At 63.4% G+C, this 19770-nt stretch carries 19 protein-coding genes; 4 read left to right on the top strand and 15 right to left on the bottom strand.

Annotated features, from left to right (window positions below):
• Window positions 1–36: 36 nt before the first annotated feature.
• On the top strand, window positions 37–990 hold the full coding sequence (locus RFM41_RS06590; RefSeq protein ID WP_320246249.1) for a LysR family transcriptional regulator: 954 nt from the start codon (window positions 37–39) through the stop codon (window positions 988–990).
• Between the two features lie 33 nt (window positions 991–1023).
• Here RFM41_RS06590 and RFM41_RS06595 read toward each other — a convergent pair whose 3' ends face one another.
• Entirely contained in the window at window positions 1024–2172 is a 1149-nt protein-coding gene (locus RFM41_RS06595; RefSeq protein ID WP_320246248.1) for a DJ-1/PfpI family protein, read from the bottom strand.
• A gap of 89 nt (window positions 2173–2261) precedes the next feature.
• Here RFM41_RS06595 and RFM41_RS06600 point away from each other — a divergent pair, with 89 nt between their 5' ends.
• Entirely contained in the window at window positions 2262–3203 is a 942-nt protein-coding gene (locus RFM41_RS06600) for a GlxA family transcriptional regulator (protein WP_320246247.1), read from the top strand.
• 12 nt (window positions 3204–3215) lie between these two features.
• On the opposite strand, the gene frp is transcribed toward RFM41_RS06600, so the two are convergent.
• Together frp and RFM41_RS06610 are read right to left on the bottom strand one after the other, a co-directional pair.
• Window positions 3216–3545, bottom strand: a complete 330-nt coding sequence (gene frp, locus RFM41_RS06605) for a fluorescence recovery protein (protein WP_320246246.1) — start codon at window positions 3543–3545, stop codon at window positions 3216–3218.
• A gap of 67 nt (window positions 3546–3612) precedes the next feature.
• Window positions 3613–4461 (bottom strand): helix-turn-helix transcriptional regulator, encoded by an 849-nt coding sequence (locus RFM41_RS06610; protein ID WP_320246245.1) that lies wholly within the window; start codon window positions 4459–4461, stop codon window positions 3613–3615.
• A gap of 99 nt (window positions 4462–4560) precedes the next feature.
• Here RFM41_RS06610 and RFM41_RS06615 point away from each other — a divergent pair, with 99 nt between their 5' ends.
• Complete coding sequence (locus RFM41_RS06615; RefSeq protein WP_320246244.1) at window positions 4561–5463, top strand: SDR family oxidoreductase; 903 nt, start codon at window positions 4561–4563, stop codon at window positions 5461–5463.
• A gap of 57 nt (window positions 5464–5520) precedes the next feature.
• Here the strand turns inward: RFM41_RS06615 and RFM41_RS06620 are convergent, their stop codons facing one another.
• From RFM41_RS06620 to RFM41_RS06665, 10 genes are all read right to left on the bottom strand, one after another.
• Window positions 5521–6228, bottom strand: a complete 708-nt coding sequence (locus tag RFM41_RS06620; RefSeq protein WP_201414030.1) for a GntR family transcriptional regulator — start codon at window positions 6226–6228, stop codon at window positions 5521–5523.
• A 135-nt stretch (window positions 6229–6363) separates the two neighbouring features.
• Window positions 6364–7107: an aspartate/glutamate racemase family protein gene (locus RFM41_RS06625; RefSeq protein ID WP_320246243.1), complete on the bottom strand. Its 744-nt coding sequence runs from the start codon at window positions 7105–7107 to the stop codon at window positions 6364–6366.
• Between the two features lie 11 nt (window positions 7108–7118).
• On the bottom strand, window positions 7119–7841 hold the full coding sequence (locus RFM41_RS06630; RefSeq protein WP_320246242.1) for an ABC transporter ATP-binding protein: 723 nt from the start codon (window positions 7839–7841) through the stop codon (window positions 7119–7121).
• Complete coding sequence (locus RFM41_RS06635; RefSeq protein WP_320246241.1) at window positions 7838–8617, bottom strand: ABC transporter ATP-binding protein; 780 nt, start codon at window positions 8615–8617, stop codon at window positions 7838–7840. Before RFM41_RS06635 ends, RFM41_RS06630 begins: the two co-directional genes overlap by 4 nt.
• A 3-nt stretch (window positions 8618–8620) precedes the next feature.
• Window positions 8621–9601, bottom strand: coding sequence for a branched-chain amino acid ABC transporter permease (locus RFM41_RS06640; RefSeq protein ID WP_320246240.1), 981 nt, complete (start codon window positions 9599–9601; stop codon window positions 8621–8623).
• A 7-nt stretch (window positions 9602–9608) separates the two neighbouring features.
• Entirely contained in the window at window positions 9609–10475 is an 867-nt protein-coding gene (locus RFM41_RS06645) for a branched-chain amino acid ABC transporter permease (RefSeq protein ID WP_320246239.1), read from the bottom strand.
• Between the two features lie 81 nt (window positions 10476–10556).
• Window positions 10557–11759, bottom strand: a complete 1203-nt coding sequence (locus RFM41_RS06650) for an ABC transporter substrate-binding protein (RefSeq protein ID WP_320246238.1) — start codon at window positions 11757–11759, stop codon at window positions 10557–10559.
• Window positions 11760–12047: 288 nt separating this feature from the next.
• Entirely contained in the window at window positions 12048–12317 is a 270-nt protein-coding gene (locus tag RFM41_RS06655; RefSeq protein WP_320246237.1) for a hypothetical protein, read from the bottom strand.
• 85 nt (window positions 12318–12402) lie between these two features.
• Window positions 12403–13263, bottom strand: coding sequence for a sigma-70 family RNA polymerase sigma factor (locus RFM41_RS06660; protein WP_320246236.1), 861 nt, complete (start codon window positions 13261–13263; stop codon window positions 12403–12405).
• Complete coding sequence (locus tag RFM41_RS06665; RefSeq protein WP_320246235.1) at window positions 13260–13760, bottom strand: carboxymuconolactone decarboxylase family protein; 501 nt, start codon at window positions 13758–13760, stop codon at window positions 13260–13262. Before RFM41_RS06665 ends, RFM41_RS06660 begins: the two co-directional genes overlap by 4 nt.
• A gap of 205 nt (window positions 13761–13965) precedes the next feature.
• On the opposite strand from RFM41_RS06665, the gene RFM41_RS06670 reads away from it, so the two are divergent.
• A complete protein-coding gene (locus RFM41_RS06670) occupies window positions 13966–15462 on the top strand; it encodes an HAL/PAL/TAL family ammonia-lyase (protein WP_320246234.1) in 1497 nt (498 codons plus the stop codon).
• Window positions 15463–15679: 217 nt separating this feature from the next.
• Here RFM41_RS06670 and RFM41_RS06675 read toward each other — a convergent pair whose 3' ends face one another.
• Together RFM41_RS06675 and RFM41_RS06680 are read right to left on the bottom strand one after the other, a co-directional pair.
• Window positions 15680–18025 carry an autotransporter outer membrane beta-barrel domain-containing protein gene (locus RFM41_RS06675; protein WP_320246233.1) on the bottom strand — a complete coding sequence of 782 codons (2346 nt, stop codon included), beginning with the start codon at window positions 18023–18025 and terminating at the stop codon, window positions 15680–15682.
• A gap of 617 nt (window positions 18026–18642) precedes the next feature.
• Complete coding sequence (locus RFM41_RS06680; RefSeq protein ID WP_320246232.1) at window positions 18643–19407, bottom strand: YbaY family lipoprotein; 765 nt, start codon at window positions 19405–19407, stop codon at window positions 18643–18645.
• Between the last annotated feature and the right edge of the window lie 363 nt (window positions 19408–19770).

The following is a 19770-nucleotide window of genomic DNA, read 5'->3' on the forward strand; positions in this document are numbered from 1 at the left end:
TCTGCGAACCACTATCCGCGATAATGTCGATGGGTCATGAAGCAGAACTTCACAGTCAGGCACGGCGCGCTCGATGGCGTCGAAGCGTTCTTGAGTGTCGCCAGGCACCGCAATTTCCGCAAGGCGGCGGCCGAGCTTGCCGTCACGCCGTCAGCGATCAGCCAGGCGATACGAACGCTCGAGGCGCGCATAGGCGCGGCGCTCTTCATCCGCACCACGCGCAGCGTCGGACTGACCGAAGCCGGCGAGCGCTTCTTTGCCCGTGCCCGGCCGGCCTTCGAGGAACTGATCGCCGCGAGCGAGATCGCGCGCGGGATGGGCCAGCGACCGGCCGGGCTGTTGCGCCTTTCGGTGCCGCCGGCCGTGGTGCCGATGCTGCTGGAGCCGATGATCGCCTCCTTCTGCCAGGCCTATCCGGAGATCGAGCTGGAGATCGTCGCCAGCGGCGAGCTGGCCGATCTCGCCTCCGAAGGATTCGACGCCGGCATCCGGATGGGCGACCTGATCGCGCCCGACATGGTCGCGGTCCGGCTGACGCCGTCCTTCCCGATGGTGGTCGTCGGCAGTCCGCATTATCTGCGCCGGCGCGCGGCGCCCGAGCGCATCGAGGACCTGCGCGACCATGCCTGCCTGCGCCTGCGCCGCTCGAACGGCTCGGTCGCGCCCTGGTCCTTTGTCGACGGCAACAAGATCGTCGAGGCAATCGTGTCGGGACCGCTCATCGCGCATGATTACCCGTCGCTGCTCGGCGCGGCGATCCAGGGAGTCGGGCTGGCGCAAGTGCCAGGCCCGACCGCCGAAGCGCCGATCGCCGACGGGCGCCTGCAGGTATTACTCGGCCATTTCGCGGTGACCACGCCGGGCGTTTTCCTCTATTACCCGGAACGGCATCAGGTTCTGCCCAAGCTGCGCGCCTTCATCGATCACATCAGGCAGCCGGGTGGCCCTGCTCCTTCCCCGAAGCGACCGGGCAGACGACGGCAGAGCTGACGCTTCAAATCCGACGATTCACTGGGTCGCCTGTTACTGGGCCGCCTGCGTCCGCGGATATTCGAGCTGCATGGCGACGAAATCCGTGGTGCGCGGGCCATAGCGCGCCGCGATGTCCCTGAGTGTTCGGTCCAAAGCCTTTGCCGGCGGCATGTCCACCATGGTCTGAACCTTCCGGTCCGCCGGCCAGTCGGCGGCGACCCGATCCGGCAAGATGCGGATGCCGTCGCGGCTGACGGCGGCGCCGTCCTTGGCGGCAAAGGTGACCGCGCGGGAGCGAAAGGTCCGCGACCAGGCATCGGCCGCCAACGCCAGCGACACCTCGTCCATGCCTGGCGTCAGCTGAATGCCGAGCTGCTCATGATTGAAGAAAGCGAGCGTGTTGCCGATCGCCGTCAGCGCGAAAGGCCGCGTGAACTTGAAGGCGCCGCTGTCGTGGCGCGCATCCCAATGGTCGAGGCCGAGATCGTTGGCGACGGCCTCAGCCCTCTCGCGGCCGGCTATCGCCTCGATCAGGGTCAGCATCATCGGCATCGACGCGGTGATGCCGGTGGTGGTCGCGACATTCTGGTCGACGACATAGCGGCGGTCGGCGACATAGCGGATCGTCGGATGTTTCTGGCGCAATTCCTTCAGCGAATACCAATGCGTCGTCGCGTGCTTGCCGTCGAGCAAGCCGCTGGCGCCGACCACCGTGGCGCCGACGCAGACGCCGATCACCATGGCGCCCTTGGCCGACTGGTCCCTGATCCATTTCAACACGTCCGGATCGTCGTCGCGCATCATGGCGGGAACGATGACATAGTCTGCGCCTTGCGGATGCTGGGCATCGAACGCCGCCGTCGTCGCATCGGGCTCGACGCGCAAGGCCGGGTGCAGCTGCACAGGTCCCGGCCGGGTCGCCAGCGCCACGACATCGGCGACGTCGGCGCGGCGCAGGATGCCGTAGGGCATCAGATAGTCGGTGGTCTCGGTGCCTTCATTGACGCCGATGATCGCGATCAGCGGGCGCGGCCGTTTTGGCTTCAGCGCCGCGAGCGTGGCTTCGGCCTCCCTGGCGTCGATCGGCGGCTGCACCGCGGCCAGCGATGCCGAGGGCAGCGACAGCAACCAGACAGCGCCGGCCGCGGCTAAAATCAGGAGGATGCCCACGGCGCTCCACAACACGATACGCAGGCTCATGGCTCAATCCTCCCGATCTTAGACGCTTGAACGGAAGCCTAGCTCCGTTAAGTTTTGTCCGAAATGACATATATCGGGCAAAAACTGCCATGCAGCGGACAATAGGTATTGTCATCCATCCCGGCTTCCAGCTGTTGGATACCGCAGGGCCGGCGGCGGCCTTCGAGCTGGCTGAGCATTACTGTCCTGGGAGCTACCGGCTGGCTATGCTGGCGCCGGGCGGCGGCGAGGTCGAGAGCTCATCGGGCATGCGGCTTTCGGCACGGCCTCTGTCCGATGCGGGGCCGCTCGACACGGCCGTCATCTCCGGCGGCGAGATCATCCGTTCGATGGCGGCGGCCCAGGAAATCGTGGCCTGGCTGCGGCAGGCAAAGCTGCGCCGGACGGCCAGCGTATGCACCGGCGCCTATCTGCTGGCGGAGGCAGGGCTGCTCGACGGCCGCAGCGCCACCACGCATTGGTGGAGCACAGACGATTTCGCCCGCCGCTATCCGAAGGTGAAGCTCGATGCCGATCGCATCTTCATCCAGGACGGCGGCGTGTGGACCTCGGCCGGCATCTCAGCCGGCATCGATCTGGCGCTGGCCTTGATCGAGGACGATCTCGGCCCGGCGATCGCGCGCCGCACCGCGCAGCAGCTCGTGGTCCACCAGCGCCGGCCTGGCGGGCAGTCGCAATTTTCCGGCCTTGTGGAATTCGGCGGGCGGTCGGGCCGCTTCGTCGAGCTGATCGAATGGATGCGCGGCAAGCTCGCCGAGACGCTGACCGTCGAACGGCTCGCCGAACGCGCCGCGATGAGTCCCAGGCATTTCGCCCGCGCCTTCACTGCGGAGACCGGCACCACACCCGCCAAGGCGGTCGAGCGGCTGCGGCTCGAGGCGGCGCGCATGGCAGTGGAGACCAGCAACGCGCCGCTGGACCACATCGCCGAGGACAGCGGATTCGGCGATGCCGGGCGCATGCGCCGCGCTTTCATGAGGAGCTTCGGCCAACCGCCACAGGCGCTGAGGCGCGCGGCGACACGAAGGTAGCCCTGGCGTGCGCTATTTTCTCCCATGCCAGGAAAGGAACCTGTCTATCTCTTCCCGTTTGTCTTGCGACAAACCGGCAAGGAGCTTCTCGTCGAGATACCCTTTCCGGATCAGACTGGCAAAGACAACTATTAGCTGCGAGTAGCGATAATCGAACATCTGTTCAAGGCTTCGCTGTTGCTGCCGCAGGTAGTCTTCGATCTCCCACATGTCGGAAAACGTCGCCGCATCGCTGGCCTTCTTTTTGAATTCGGCCAGTGTCTTGCCGAGCGCCACCTCCAGCGCCTTATCGAAGGCGCTACGGGCGACCTTCTTCTCGGACGAAGACCATTCCAAGCTCATGCAATACCTCCCTGATCCTGCGGCCCAACCTCAGGCGCACCGCGAAGCCAAGACAACGGACACGGCATCACCCGGAGCGGGATGCGATCAGCGATTGAATCCGCTCGGCGTCGGCGGGTGTCGCGGGGTTGTAGACGATCATGCCGAGCTCGGGCCGCCCGTCAACGGCAAAGACCGAGAACTCCAGCTCGATCAGTCCGATCTCGGGATGCCGGAGGCGCTTCACGCCCTCGCCGTGGGCCGGAACGATGTCACTGTCGCGCCAGAGCGCCTCGAATTCCGGACTGATCCGGCAAAGCTCTTCGACGAGCTGGGTGATTTCCGCGCCTGCGCCAGCCCTCGTGGCATCCGCCCTGAAGGATCCGACCACGAAACGAGCGACACTTTGCCAGTCGTCCTGCGCATCGCGCACGCGAGGATTGCCGAACATCAGGCGCAGGATGTTGCGCTGCTCGCGCGGCAATTTGGAATAATCGGTCAGCATTGCCGCGGCTGCACGGTTCCAGGCCACCACATCCCAGGTCGCGGTCTTGATGATCGCCGGGCTGGGGTCCAAGGCGTCAAGGACGCGCTGCAGGCGCGGCGTCACGCTGTCGACGTTTCTGTAGCGGACTTCCGGCGGCCGACCGAGACCCAGCATGAACAGATGCTCGCGTTCGGGTTCGGTCAGCATCAGGCCCGCCGCGATGCGGTTCAGCACATCGGCGGACGGGGCGCCGCCCCGCCCCTGCTCCAGCCAGGTGTACCAGGTCGGGCTAATGTTGGCGCGCTGTGCCACTTCTTCGCGGCGCAGCCCTCGGGTGCGCCGGCGACCCGTGGCAAAGCCGAACGCCACGGGGTCGAGACGCATGCGGCGGTCGCGCAGAAAGGTGCCGAGCTTGTTTGCGGCCTGCTTGCTGACGGTCTCCTGGGGCATGGCGATCCTGTTGACTATTATACCATGATAAAGTCACTACTTTAACAGGATGAGTTATAGCGCAAATAAGGCCTCCGAACAACCACAGGAGACCCTCCCATGCGTGTATTCCTTACCGGCGCGACCGGCTTCATCGGTTCCAGGATCGTGCCCGAACTTCTTGCCGCGGGCCATCAGGTGCTCGGCCTGACCCGCTCCGACGCCGGTGCGCGGTCGCTCGTCACCGCAGGCGCCGAGCCGCATCGCGGCGACCTCGAAGACCTCGACAGCCTGCGCGACGGCGCGGCGAAATCGGATGCGGTGATCCACACCGCCTTCGACCACGATTTCTCGAACTTCGTGGCGAATTGCGAGAAGGACAAGCGCGTCATCGAAGCGCTGGGCGGGGCGCTCGCCGGCTCGGACCGGCTGCTCATCATCACGTCGGGCGTCGGCATGGGCTCCGGCGAGCACGGAGAACCGGCGAAGGAAGACGTGTTCAACACCGAACATCGGAACCCGCGCATCCTGTCCGAGCTCACCGGCCTGGCGATGGCCGAGAAAGGCGTCAAAGTGTCGGTGGTGCGGCTGCCCCAGGTGCATGACGTGGTGAAGCAGGGCCTGATCACACCGCTGGTCGCGCAGACGCGTGCCAAGGGCGTGTCGGCCTATCTTGGCGAGGGCCGCAACCGCTGGTCGGCGGCGCATGTGCTGGATGTCGCGAAGCTCTACCGCCTGGCGCTCGACAAGCAGGAAGCCGGCGTGCGGTACAACGCCGTCGCCGAGGAAGGGATTGCTATGCGCGAGATCGCGGAAGTGATCGGCGCGGGCCTCAACGTGCCGGTGGTCTCGCTGTCGCAGGAGGAAGCGGCCGACCATTTCGGATGGCTTTCCATGTTCGCCGGCCTCGACATGCCGGCATCGAGCGAATGGACGCGTGCGCATCTCGGCTGGCAGCCGACGGGACCTGGCCTCATCGCCGATCTGGAGCGGATGGATTATTCGCAAGCCGCCGCGGCTTAGGCGGGTTCCGGGGTGGTTCGACAATCCTGTCGAGCCGCCTCGACGTTGCAAGTTGGTTTAGGCGCGAAGCAAATCCGCCAGGCTGTCGGACTTCTCAACCTTGTCGGTGAGATCCAGTCCCGACAGCAGGTCGACCAGATGGCTGTTCATCAGCGCGGCCGCGTCGGCGCTGTTGCCGGCCTCGATCGCATCGACAAGCGCGTGGTGCGCATGCTTTTCGCAGGTGGCGTCGCGGCGCTTCCAGTAAAGCGCGATGATCAGCGAGGAATGCGAGACGAGGTCGCGGACGAAGTTGGTGAACACCGAATGCGCGGCGATCTCGGCAATGCCGACATGGAAGCGTGCCGACAGCATGATGGCGTCGCTGTCGCGGCCGTCATGCAGCGCCTCGTGCTCCTTCTCCAGATGCGCCCGCAATTGCGCGATGTCGGATGGCACCGCGGCCCTGGCGGCAAGGGCTGCCACCTTGGGCTCGATCAGCGCCCTTGCCTCGAACACTTCCCGCGCCTCGATCTTCGAGGGCTGGGCGACGAAGGCGCCTCGATTTGGCTCCAGTCGTGCCAGCCGGTCATGCGCGAGCGCTTGTAAGGCGGCGCGAACGACGGTGCGGCTCACCGAATAGATCGATGCCAGTTCGTCCTCCGGCAGCTTGGTGCCGGGAGCGAGACGATGGCTGACGATGGCGTCCCTCAATCCATAGTAGATCGGCGACCAGCGTGCCGCCGGCTTGTCGTCTCGATCTTCTTCCCTGAGTACCGTCAACATACTTTCAATGCGCGGGCCCGAAATGGCCCGATCTGCCCCCAAATCGCCAGCAGCCCGTCCAATCTAGTATCGCTCGCGCGGCGGTCAATCCCACCTGTCCGGGCGCCGGCCAGTCGCCCCGCAGCCTGAAGCCGCCTAGACGATCTCAGCTTCCGCGGGCGACAGCGGTGCGAACATGCCGGCAAACCGCTTGCCGCGCGGAGCCGCATAACCGCCAATCTTCGATGTCTTCAAGCCGACCTTGAACAGGCTCTCGGCCAGCGTGACGGCGCAGACGACCCCGTCCAGCACCGGAACGCCGTGCTCTTCGGACAGGCTGTGCGCAAGGTCGGCCATGCCGGCGCAGCCGAGCACGATCGCCTCGGCATGGTCCTCGCGGATGGCGCGCGCGATCTCCTGCGAGATCCTGTGTCTTGCATTCGAGCCTGGACGTTCGAGCTCAAGCACGGCAACTTCCGACGAGCGCACTTTGGCGCAGCGCGAGGCGAGGCCGTATTTCGCCAGATTGTGCTCGATCGCCGGCACCGAGCGGGCAAGCGTGGTGACGACGCTGAATTTGCCGGCGACGAGGCTCGCCATATGGAACGCCGCCTCGCCGATGCCGATGACGGGAGCCTCGGTGGCGCAGCGCGCCGCGTCCAGCCCGGTGTCGTCGAAGCAGGCGATGACGTAAGCATCCGCGGCTGGCGCCTTGCCCATCTCGGCGATGATGCCCGGAATGGCGAAGACCTCGTCGAAATAACCCTCGATGCTCGGCGGGCCGTCAGCCGGATTGACGGCGACGATCTCTGTCGCGCCTGAGGCGACGCTTGCCGCCGCCTCGCCGATCTTGGCGGTCATCGATTGGGTGGTGTTGGGATTGATGACGAGAATGCGCATTCCGATAAGCCTCAGATCTCGCCGCCGAGATAAAGACGCTTGACCCGGTCGTCGGTCAGCAATTCGGCGGAGTTGCCGCTCAGCGCGACACTGCCGGTGGTCAGCGCATAGGCGCGCTGCGAGATGCGCAGCGCCATGCGCGAATTCTGCTCGACCAGCAGCACGCTGACCTTCTCGTCGCGGTTGATGGCGACGATCGAGCGGGCGATGTCCTGGACGAGCTTGGGCGCGACGCCGAGCGACGGCTCGTCGAGCAGCAGGAGCTTCGGCTTCGCCATCAGCGCGCGGCCTATGACCAGCATCTGCTGCTCGCCGCCGCTCATCGTGCCGGCGGCCTGCGAGAAGCGCTCCTTCAACCGGGGAAACCGTTCCAGCACCATCTCCATCGACGCGGCGATCTCGGCCTTGCTGGTGCGCGTGAAGGCGCCCATCAGCAGGTTGTCCCTGACCGACATGTAAGGAAAGACGCGGCGCCCTTCCGGCACCATGGCGATGCCCATCTTGACGATCTCGTCGGGGGCGGCACCATCGATGCGCTTGCCGCCATAGTGGATCTCGCCGGACCTGATCTTGCGCAGGCCGGTGATGGCGCGGAGGATCGACGACTTGCCGGCGCCGTTGGCGCCGATCAGCGCGACGGTCTCGCCCTCATTGACCTCGAGCGAGACGCCCTTCAGCGCGTAGACGTGGTCATAGTAGAGCTCGACATTGGCGAAGTTCAGGATCTGGTTCATAGGCCGATCGCCTCGTCTTCGCTGCCGAGATAGGCTTCGATCACCTTCTCATCGGCCTGGATTTCCGACGGCGTTCCCTCGGCGATCTTCTGCCCGAAATTGAGCACGACGAGCCGGTCCGAAATCTTCATCACGGCCGGCATGTCGTGCTCGACCAGAAGGATGGTCAGGCCGCGCTCCCGCAGGCGCCGCACCATTTCCACCATGCGCATGGTCTCGTCGTGATTCATGCCGGCGAAGGGCTCGTCGAGCAGCAGGATCGAAGGGTTGGTGGCAAGGCCGATGGCGATGCCCAGCGCCCGCAAATGGCCGTGCGGAAGGTTGCGTGCGGTCTCATTGGCGAGCGAGGAGAGGCCGAGCAGCGCCAGGATCTCGTCGGCCGATTGGCCGAAGGCCGCTTCGTCCGCCTTCGCCGTGCCGGTGCCGAGGAAGAAGCCGAAAAGGCTCGCCTTCGAGCGCAGATGGTGCGCGATGATGACGTTGTCGCGCACGCTCATGTTCTTGAAGATCGTCGTCTCCTGGAAAGTGCGCACCACGCCCCTGCGGGCGGCGATATACGGGGCGAGACCGGAGATGCGTTCGCCCTTCAGGCGCACCTCGCCCGTGGTCGGCCGCAGAAACGACGAGATCAGCTTGAACAGCGTCGACTTGCCGGCGCCGTTCGGCCCGATCACCGACAGGATTTCCTTCTCGCGCACCGAAAAGGAGACATTGTTGACCGCAACCAGACCGCCGAAGCGCTTGGTGATACCGGAGACTTCGAGCATTTCGGCCATGGCTCAACCCTTTTTCCGGGCCGTTTCGGCAAGGCTGAGCAGGCCGTTGGGCAGCACCAGCATCAGGACGATCATCAGGCCGGAATAGATGAGCAACTGGAACTGGCCGGTCTGGAACAAAAGGTCCCAGCCGAAATAGAGCACCAGCGTGCCGAGCATCGGACCGAACACATAGCCGAGGCCGCCGAGGAAGCAGTTCAGCATGAAGTTGACGGAATCGGTGACGGTGAAGCTCGACGGGTAGATCGACTGCGAGATGGCGGCAAAGATGGCGCCGGAAAGGCCGCCGAAGAAGGACGAGACGGCATAGGCGATGACGCGCAGATAAGCGATGTTGACGCCGATCGAGGACGCAAGCTCCTCATTCTGCTGCAGCGACTGGCAAAGCTTGCCGATGCGCGAATTGACGAGCCGGTACATGACCGCGAAGCAGACCACCATCAGCGTGACCGCCAGCAGATAGAAGGCGAGCCGCGAATTCTGCAGCGTGGCGAAATCGGGGATCAGCGTGATGCCGAACACCGAAAGCGCGCCGGGCAGCGGGATGCTGACGATGCCCTTGGCGCCGTTGGTGATCGGCAGCGCCAGCGCGAGCAGGCGCGCCACCTCGGTCAGCACCAGCGTGACCATGGCGAAATAGACGCCGCGCAGGCGCAGGATCGGCAGGCCGATCAGCACGCTTGCGGCGGCGCAGAACAGACCCGCGACTGGCAGCGTCAGCCAAAACGACCAGCCATGGTTCATCACCAGTATGGCCGAGACATAGCCGCCCATCAGCGCATAGGCGCCTTGGCCGATGTTGATGCGGCCGATATAGAAGGTGAGCCAGACACCGGCGCTGGCGATGCTGAGCAACGCCACCGAGGTCAGCGTGTAATAGAGGTCGAAGCGGCCGCTCGACGAGATCGCGGCCGGCACCACGACAAAGACGATCGTGAGAAAGGCGACGACCGCGGCGATCCTGGTGTTGCGATTGCGGGTCATGGCGCGATCAACCCCACGGCTTGCCCATCAGCCCGTTCGGACGGACCGACAGGAACACCATCAGGGCGGCGAAGATGACGAGGTAGGTGACGTCGCCATATTCGCGCAGCACGGTGAGGCCGACCGACTCCATCATGCCGAGGATGAAGCCGCCGGCGATCGCGCCGCCGACGACGCCGGCGCCGCCGATCATCACCATCAGGAAAGCCTTGATCGAGATCGGCCCGCCAATGCCGGAATTGACGCCGGTGATGGTGACCAAAAGCCCGCCGACGACGCCGGCGAGCATCGCGCCCATCGCAAAGCCGATCATCGAATAGCGGTCGACACGGACGCCCATAAGCTGGGCGGCGACGCGATCCTGGGCGAGCGCGCGCATCGCCCGCCCGACCCGGCTGTACTGCATGTAGAGCACGAAGGCGGCGATGAAGACGATGGCCAGCGCGCCGACGACCATACGATCGTAGGGCATGATGATGCTGGCGTCGTTGAAGACCCCCTTGACGATCTTGGGAACGCCGCGCTGCTTTTCGCCGAACAGAAGCAGGATGACGGCGTCGAAGAAGAAGGCCGTCGCGGCGGCGAGCAGCATCGTGCTCTCCTCGCGGTGGCTGCGCCTGATGACGGTGCGGAAGAGGAATTTCTCCATCAGCGCGCCGATGACGGCGAGCGTGACGCCGGAGGCGAGCAGCGCCACCACGAAAGGCAGGCCGAGCTGGCCGTAGACGGTATAGGTGATGAACCCGCCCAGCACATACATCTGGCCGTGGGCGAAATTGAGCACGTTCATCAGGGCGAAGATGAGGGTCAGGCCCAGCGCGATCAGCGCGTATTGGGCACCGAGATACAATCCGTTGGCGATGACCTGTTCCATGGATACCTTCGATCTCCCGCGGGGTCCGGCCTATCGCCCGGCCCCGCGGCAAGCCTGAGGAAATGACGCTCAAAGGTAACGCTAGTCGACGGATCCGACGAACAGGGTCTGGAAAGCGCCGTCCTTGTATTCGTTGACCACCATCGGCACCGACAGCTGGCGCTTCTGGCCGAAGGACGTCGTGCCGACATAGCTCAACTTCGCGTCACCCTTCAGGAACGGATTGGGGGCCGAGAAGCTGTCCATGGTCTTCTTGAATTCGGCGACGTCGTTGATGGCCGCCGGGTTGGCCTTCAGCGTGTCGATGATGTATTCGAGCGCATAGACCTTGGTGTTGGACTCGTCGTTGTATTCGCCGAACATCTTGGTGTAGCGGGTGACGAATTCCTTCATCTCATCCGAAGCGATCTCCGGCGTCGAGGCGCCGCCGACGGAGATGAAGCCATTGGCATATTCGCCAGCGCCCTCTTCCAGGACCTTGGCGTCCTGCGCGGTTTCGGTCGAGATCAGGCCTTCATAGCCGAGCTCACGGGCGGCGCGGATGAGCAGCGGCGCGTTGGCCGGCGCTACGCCGGACAAGACGAGAAGGTCCGGCTTCAGCGCGACGATCGGCGTCAGCACCGGCGTGAAGTCGCGCGTGTCGTTCTGGTAGGTGTCGTTCTGGGCGACGATCTCCAGACCGAGCGCCTTCGCCGCCTCGACGCCGCTGTCGCGCTGGCTGAGCGGATCGGACTCATTCGCCGCGACAAAGGCGATCTTCTTCACACCCTTGTTTTCCTTGAGATATTTGTAGATTGCCGGACCCGATTGGTAGTTGGCGATCATGCCTAGCACGGCGTTCGAAGCCGGCTTCTGATAGAGCGCTTTGGGGAAAGCGTAGGGGAAATAGATGATGCCGTTGGCCTCGGCGACGGGGCGGACTGCGGCGGCGCCGTCATCGACATTCGGGCCGACGACATAGTGGACGCCTTCCTGCGCCATCTTTTCCATGCCGGCGATGGCGCGCTTGGGATCCTTCTGGTCGTCGAAGGTGACGATGTTGATGTTGTAGGTGTCGTTGCCGATCTTGACGCCGCCGGTCTCGTTGAGCCAGGCGGCGCGCGTCTGCATCGAGCGCACGTTCGAGGTGCCCCAAGCGGCGGCCGGGCCGCTGGTGACGCCGACAAAGCCGATCTTCAGTTCCTTGTTTTCAGCCTGCGCGGACGAAATGCCGAGAGCGGCAAGCGCCAGGGTCGAGACGGCGCCGAGCACCATTGATTTCAGAGTCGAGCGACGGTTGATCATAGCTACAGTTCCCCTTGGTTATCGCGCTTTGTGTTTTGCTCGTAGGCTGCGCGTATAGCGTAAGGGAAACCGACCGAGATCGATTGTCAACATCTTTCTTAATTATTGTATACAATATTTGGATCGAATGTGTGCGATGACCCGTAACAGGATCGGTGTTCCAAGGAGGCTAGGCCCGGCCAACGACAGTCACCCCAGCGACTCCGACAATTTCGCAGGGACCATAAACGCTAAGCAAGGTCGCAGCTTACCGACGGCGGGCCAGGGTGAACGCCGTCGCTGGGGATCCTACTTCCCGCAATAGTGGTCGTTGATGTCGTTCACCGCATTCGCGTCCGGTCCGACGCGGTGATACGCGCAGGCGCCCGCCGCCGTGGTCGACATCTGCTGGTCGTAGTAGCGCGGACCGCCGAACAGTGTGTCGATGATGTCGTCGCTGGCCGGAACATAACGCTCATGCTCGACGACGCGGTAGCGATGTTCGCCGGCAACAGCAGGGCCCGCCATCGCGACTGCCGCGGCAAGTATGAGCGCGGCGATTGCAAAATGCTTCGTCATAGCAGCGACCTTCTGGCAATTTGGATCTGCAGCATATCCAAAATCGCCAACGGCGCAAAAGTTCCCATAGCTGCTTTCGGCCCAGCTAATGCAGATGCCGCAGCTTGTCGGGATTGCGCATGACATAGATCGCCGCGATCCTGCCGTCCTCGATGTCGAGGGCCGTGGTCTGGAGTTCGCCGTCGGCTTCCAGCGTGACGAAGCCGGGCAGGCCGTTGATGAAGCCGTAGCGCACCAGCTCCGAGGGGTTGTCCTTGAGCCACGCCACCACGGCCGCGTATTGCGTCATGACCGCTTCGAACCCAAGGGCCGGCTGGGTCGCCGCCGGGCGCTTGCCGCCGCCGTCGGCGTGGGCGGTGACATCGGCGCTCAGCATCGCGCCGAGCGCTTTCATGTCGCCGCTGCGCGAGGCGTTGAAGAATGCCTCGGCGATCTCCAATCCACGCTGTTTCTCGACCTTGAAGCGCGGCCGCGCCTCGCGGACATGCTCACGCGCCCGCGCAGCAAGCTGGCGGCAGGCGGCGGGGTCGCGCTCGATCTCGGCCGCGACCTCCTCGAACTGCAGGCCGAACACGTCATGCAGCAGGAAGGCGGCGCGCTCGAGCGGCGACAGGCGCTCCAGCGCCAGCATCAGCGGCAAGGTGACGTCGTCGGCCTCGTCTGCCTCGACGAGCGGCTCCGGCAACCAGGGGCCGACATAGGTCTCGCGCTGGCGGCGCGCGGATTTGAGCTGGTCGAGGCAAAGCCGCGTGACCGTGCGGCGCAGGAACGCCTCTGGCTGGCGCACCTCGGCGCGCTCGGTTCGCATCCAGCGGATGAAGGCCTCCTGCACCACATCCTCGGCATCGGCGACCGAGCCCAGCATGCGATAGGCTACCCGCATCAGCTTCGGGCGCAGCGGTTCGAATTCCGCCGCCGCGCCCGTGAATGTCGGCTCCGTCGTCAAGCCGCCGCCGCCTTGTTGGCAGCCTGGGCTACAGCCGCTTTGTTGGCAGCCTTGACGAGCGCCGGATCGACAAAGCCGCCAAAGCCGACGGCGATGCGGTTCCAGCCATTGATTATGTTGATCATCAATGTGAGCTTCACGCGCTCCTCCTCGGAGAAATGCGGCTTCAGCGCCTCGTAGGCCGCTTCATGCGTATGGCCTTCGCAGATCCTGGTCAGCGCCTCGGTCCAGCCGAGCGCGGCGCGCTCGCGATCGGTATAGCATGGCGCCTCGCGCCAGGCCGACAAGAGGTAGATGCGCTGCTCGGTCTCGCCGCGCTCGCGGGCATAGGTCGAATGCATGTTGATGCAATTGGCGCAGCCATTGATCTGGGACGAACGGATCTCGATGAGCTCGGCCAGCGCCGGATCGAGGCTGCCGGCGATGGCCAAAGAGGCACGGTGCCACTCTTTCATCAGCGAAGGGGCGGCGGCAAGGGGGTCAAGTCTGACAGTCATGGTCGGTTCCTTTCGTTGCTTCCGACCTCAAGACGAGCGAGGCTTGGGCTGGTGTGACATCGGCGCGGAATTTTTTCAGCGGCATACCGCCAATTGTCGAAAAATAACGGCAATCGCGACGGCGGATTTTCGACAATCGCAGAGCCCGATGCCGGATATCCTGCATTCGTTCGGCCACCAGCCCGGTGGCCTGAGGAATAGCCCGATGACAGCCAGAGTGATCGTCCTCGACGCCAAGCCGCTCAGCACCGGCGATGTCGCCGAGATCGCGCGACGCGGCGCCCGGCTCGTGCTCGGCGAGGAAGCCATGCGCCGCATCCGCGCAAGCCGGGCCCTCATCGAGCATCTGACCCAGCTCGGCAAGCCGCTCTATGGCGTCACCACCGGGCTCGGCGCCTGTGTCGACACGCCGCTGGCGCAGGCCGACCTGATCGCCTTCCAGCACAGCGTGCCGCTCAGCCACTCGATGGGCGCCGGGCCGTCGCTGCCCACCGAAGCGGTGCGAGCGCTGATGGTCGCGCGCATCTGCGGCATGGCCGCGGGCGGCACCGGCGCCTCCGAGGGCGTCGTGACCGGCCTGCTCGCCGCGCTCAATGCCGGCGTCCATCCGGTCATTCCGAGCTGGGGATCGGTCGGCGCCGCTGATCTCGCGCCGCTCGGCCATCTGGCGCGGGCGCTGCGCGGCGACGGCGAGACGGAGTATCAGGGCCGGATCATGCCGTCGGCCGAGGCGCTCAAGCTTGCCGGGCTGGAACCGCTCGACCTGCGCGAGAAGGATGGCCACGCCATCATCGTCGCCAACAGCCTTTCGACCGGAACGGCGTGCCTCGCCCTCGAGGAGGTCGCGTGCCTGATCGACTGGTCGCTGGCGGCGGTGGCACTGAACTACGAAGCCTTCCGTGCGTCGCTCAAGGCCATCGACGAGGATGCGCTTGCGGCGCGGCCGGCTTTCGGCCAGCAAGAGATCGGCGCGCGGCTGCGGACGGAGCTTTCGGGAAGCGGGCTGTGGCAGGACAACGCCGCGCGGCGGCTCCAGGATCCGCTCAGCTTCCGCTGCGTGCCGCAGGTTTGGGGCGGCCTGCTGCATGCCTATGGGCAGGCGAAGCTCGCGACTGAGATCGAGCTTGGCCATTCCGGCGACAATCCGGTCATCCTGCCCGAGGCCGAGCGCGTCGTCTCCAACGGCAATTTCGACCTGACCGCCTTCACGCTGGCCTGGGAGAACCTTGGCCAGGCGCTGGCGCATTGCGCGGTCGGCACCGCCAACCGCTCGATGAAGCTGATGTCGCCGACGGTGGCAGAGCTGCCGCGCTTCCTGTCGGCCAGAGGCGGCAGCCGGCAGGGATATGCGGAACTGCAGAAGCCGGTCGCCGCGCTCGAAGCGGAGATCCGCCACCTCGCCAACCCGATGTCGCTCAGCCCCTTGGCCATCTCGGATGGCGTCGAGGACCAGTCGTCGATGGCGCCTCGCGTCGTGGCCAAGACTGCGGGAATCATCGAGCGACTGCGCTATCTTGTGGCCATGGAGCTGATCTTCGCCGCCACTGGCGTCGAGCTGCGCGGCGTGCTGGACAGCATGGGCGAAGGCCCGCGGCGCAGCTATGAAGCCGTGCGCGCGCTGGTCGCCCCGCTCGACGACGACCGCGAGATGAGCGCCGACATGGCGCGCATCGCCAGGATGGTGGCGGGGCCAAGGTTCTAGGGCGGGCCACTAGTGCCGGATGAGGTCTGTTGGACCTGAAATCATCCGGCTCTAAATCAAAGAGATAGAGCATGATGTCGTCCGAAAACCGCTTCGCACTTTTCGGCATCATGCTCTAAGACGTCGCGATCTTTCAGATTCGCTCCATGCGCTCCAGGTTTTTGATTTTACGCATGTCTTTATCCCGAAACCGGTTCCCACTTTCGGGAGACATGCTTTAGAATTTATAGTTCACCCCGATATTGCCGCCCCAATTGCGATCGACATCCTTGCCGCCGGAATAGTCCATATCGGCATGGATCTGCAAGGCATCGTTGAGCTGATAGGCAAAGCCTGCACCCACTTCACCGCGCGTGCCGTTGAAGGCATTGTTGAAGGCGATGTCGTTGATCTTCAGCTTGTTGCTGTCTATGAACTCTTGCGCTACCGCAAGACGAACATAGGGTTGGAACACGGAACCGTTTTCAAGCTTGTGGTTATAGCCGAGGGTGGCGCCGAGACGACCCTGCACAGAACCATAGCTGTCGGCATCTGTCCGCATCCCGTTGTTCAGACCGTAGTCGAACGAAGATACGCGAAGCGCTGCAAGCTGAACGAAGGGTTCGGCATACCAGCCGTCGCCAAGCTGAAAAGTCTTGCCAATCTCGATCTGACCGCCAACGCCGGTGGCGCCGTAATCGCCTGACGCTCCGGTTCCGTCGCTCATGATGACACGGGCATCATTGGAGAAACGGTTAATCTTGAACAGGCCATCGACATAGAGCCCGTCATTGCCAAGCCAGGTGGCGTAGAGACCGCCATAACCGGAATCGACCTCGCCTTCTGAACCGCCGTCAAGCTTGACTTTGGAGCTCGAATAGCCGCCGAAGATACCGACGATGATCGGCAGACCACCAAGGTTCACTTCGCGCTCGGCACCTGCCTGCAGGCCCCAGATGTCCTGATCGAAATCGACGCCAGCCGCGGCATTGCCGCGGAAACCACGACCGTAGATACGTCCCCACAGACCGTTCTCACCCTTGCCCATGCGGACATCCCCCATGCGCTGGCGCAACGAACCAGTTTCCGCATACCAGATATTGGAAGCTGCGGCGTGAAGACCAATCACGGTTTCGGCGCTGTGCGACAGGTTTGGTGTCTCTCCGCCGCCTTCGCCCGGATCAGTTGGATCGGTCGGATCGGTCGGATCAGTCGGATCGGTTGGATCGGTCGGGTCGGTCGGGTCGACTGGCTTCGTGTTCTGACCGGCCAGAACCCAGTCGTCACCGATCTTGGCAAGCTCATATTCGTAAACGCCAAGATCGACGGCGCCGCCGACAACGTTGAAGGTTGCGTCGCCGCCATTGGTATCGACCACCGTCAACGCATTCTCAGCCGTCGGTTCGACACCGGAATTCTTCACATGCAGCATGTGGTCGCCACTGGCCCCGCCCGCTTCGGTCACAACCAGCTTGTCACCTTCCGGCAGACCAAGATTGGTGCCCATGACAAAGGTGCCGTTACCCGAAAGCGTGCCGACCGTCAGCGTGTGGAACGAATTGCCCGAGCCGTCAGAAATCTCCGCCGTGCCGCCGTCCATAACGAGGTTGGTCACTTCGCCATCGGCCACCATGTTCCAAGTGCCGCCAGAATTGAGCGCGAGGTTCTCCACGTTCACCAGATTGCCGGTCAGGCTGGCATTGTTGCGAAGCGTCACGTCGGCGCTGGAGCCGTCTTCCACCACCACATCGCCCGCCAGGGCCGAATCGTCGACCTTGAAATCGGCGTGATTGCCGAGATTGACCTCCAGAAGCCGGCCATTGCCGCCGGTCAGCGTCGAACCGTTCTGGATCGTGATATCAGCGTTGGCCAGTTCCAATCCTTTGCGGCCACCGACCAGAATGGCGGCGCCGTCGGTGCCCTCGATCGTGGACCCGTCGACGACCAGGCTGCCCTGATATCCGGGAACCTGGCCGCCGCGCGGGTCAGCCAGGAACAGCACGCCATGTCCGCCGCCGGTGATCGTGCTGCCGTCGGTGACGGTCGCGGAGCCATCGCCGATCCCCAGCCCGATACTGCCGCCTGGAATACCTGCAACATTGCCCGTTCCGGCAACCTGCGTTCCCGACAGGGACAGCACGCCATCGCCAAGAACCACAACCCCTCGGCCAATTGCGGAAATGTCGCTGTCCGTCACCGTTGCCGTTGGCGCTATACTGCCCCCAATCAACCCGGTAAGGCTGAACCCAGTCCCCTGAGTGTTCGTGATGGACGCGTAAGCGATGGTCGCGGTGCTGTTGCTAATCGTCACCCCCCCGCCGGTCGCCGCGTTGACCGTGCCGCCGTTGATAATCACGGTTGAACCGCTCTGCGCACTGATATCGTTCGTCTGGCCGCCGGTCTCCACCGTCAACCGCGAGCCGTTTCTGACGGTCCAGGATTCTACCGGCGAGCCCAACAAGACAACGCCTTGCTGACCGTTGTTGAGATCCCCGGCGTACGCCGCACCTCCGGTCGAAGCGAGCGCCAATGCAATGGCTGTTGAACGAAGCGCCGCATTCCTTGCGACCGCAAAGAAATTCATGGGCATATTCTCACCTCAGCAGAATTCGTATGAACGAAATGCATCACCGCCGGGCTCGGCGGCGTCCGATCCATCCAAACCGATGCACCAAAACTTATATTGAACTACAGGAAGTAGCCTAGCGTCGCATTGTTCATAACGCGGATTCCACAAAATATAAATTTATGTCTACAAACAACGATAATCATGTCTATCCGATATCCGCATGGAATTTACATAATTTACAGGTGATTTCAGTTAGATAGTTTAAATCCGCTTATAAATTAGTAATTTACTTTATCTTCTAGCATACCGATCGAGACTAATCTAGCGAAAGCCTGCATCGGCACGGATATGCGACCTAAAGCACGTTGCGATCCTTCAGATTCGCTCCATGCGCTTTAGGTTTTTGATTTTGCGCATGCCGTATCCCGAAACCGGTTCCCACTTTCGGGAGACATGCTTTAGTGGTTGCTTGATCGAAAAGAGAGAGCGGAGCCACCCATCCGTGGGCAGGCGCGTGCGAAAGGCCATGGTCGCACCGATCGCCTTGTCATCGACTTGGGCCTTGATGCCTGAAGCCAGCAGCAGGCCGAAAGGAAGGACCGGCTACGGCGTATGACAGCGGTGGGAGGAGATCACATCCGCCTCAGTACTATTAGCGGCTTTCCCGCAGGATCGAGCAATGCGAGCTTTTGCCGGATCGGATCGATCCGCCATTTCCTGATGTCCCGCAGTGCGGCAAAGAATTTGCCCTCCTGATCCATCGCGGCCGGGGTGCAGGCCATGTTGGTCGACGCGATCGGCCCGAACGTGATCTTGTCGCCGGTTATGGTCGCCTTGCCCCTCATATGGTTGCACCCTCCCGTGCCGGAAATCCCGCCGTCATCGGCGATCTCCAAAACGGTCTCGAGCCGGTCGATGACGCCGCCGCCACCGATGTCTTCGGCAAGCCAACGGCCGGCAGGGTTTTTCGCAGCCAGAGCGTGGGGCAGGCTTTTCCGGACTTGCTGAACAACAATATTCGTCTCGTCCTCGCCCTCGGTGAATACGGGGTAAGCTTCGGTAGACATGAACCAGAGCTCATCACCGATGAGGATACGCGCCCGTACCACATATCGGTGTCGGCGCTGGATCTTCGCGCTGTCGTAACGAAGCTTGTAGTGGACCGGCACTCCACCTTTCGGCCGGATTGTTGTTTTCGAAATGGTCGTCGCCGGCGCATCGGCACGTGACACCTCCAGCAACCTCACCTCGATCACGGCCGATGGCGGCAAGGCAATGCGCTCGCGGTACGTTACCGTGCCACTCAACGTTTTGGATTGCGCCAAAGCTGCCTCCGTGGGAGTGGCCAGGGCAAATGCGAGAGCGGCAATAAAGAAACGGCGGCTTCTTATCATCATGCAGATCGCCCTTCCGTGGGTTCAAAGCTAAAGCGTGTCGCGATCTTTCAGATTCGCTCCACGCGCTTTAGGTTTTTGATTTTACGCATGTCTTTATCCCGAAACCGGTTCCCACTTTCGGGAGACATGCTTTAGCTTCGACCAGCGCCGTACGCATGGGACGACCGTATCCTGGTGGTGACAGGTTGGTCGACGTCATTCGCGGGCCGCCCGCCGTTCAAAATCTTGTCGGCATCGACATGGGTGATCAGGGCGGCGAGCGCCAATTGCAGGTAGCGTGGGCACCTCTCGCGACTAAGCGATCGCAGTGCTCCGATCGAAAGGTCCAGTTCCCTCGCAATTTCCCTGTCCGACATGGAGAGG

It is taken from the genome of Mesorhizobium vachelliae (assembly GCF_033977325.1).
GTDB lineage: Bacteria > Pseudomonadota > Alphaproteobacteria > Rhizobiales > Rhizobiaceae > Mesorhizobium > Mesorhizobium vachelliae.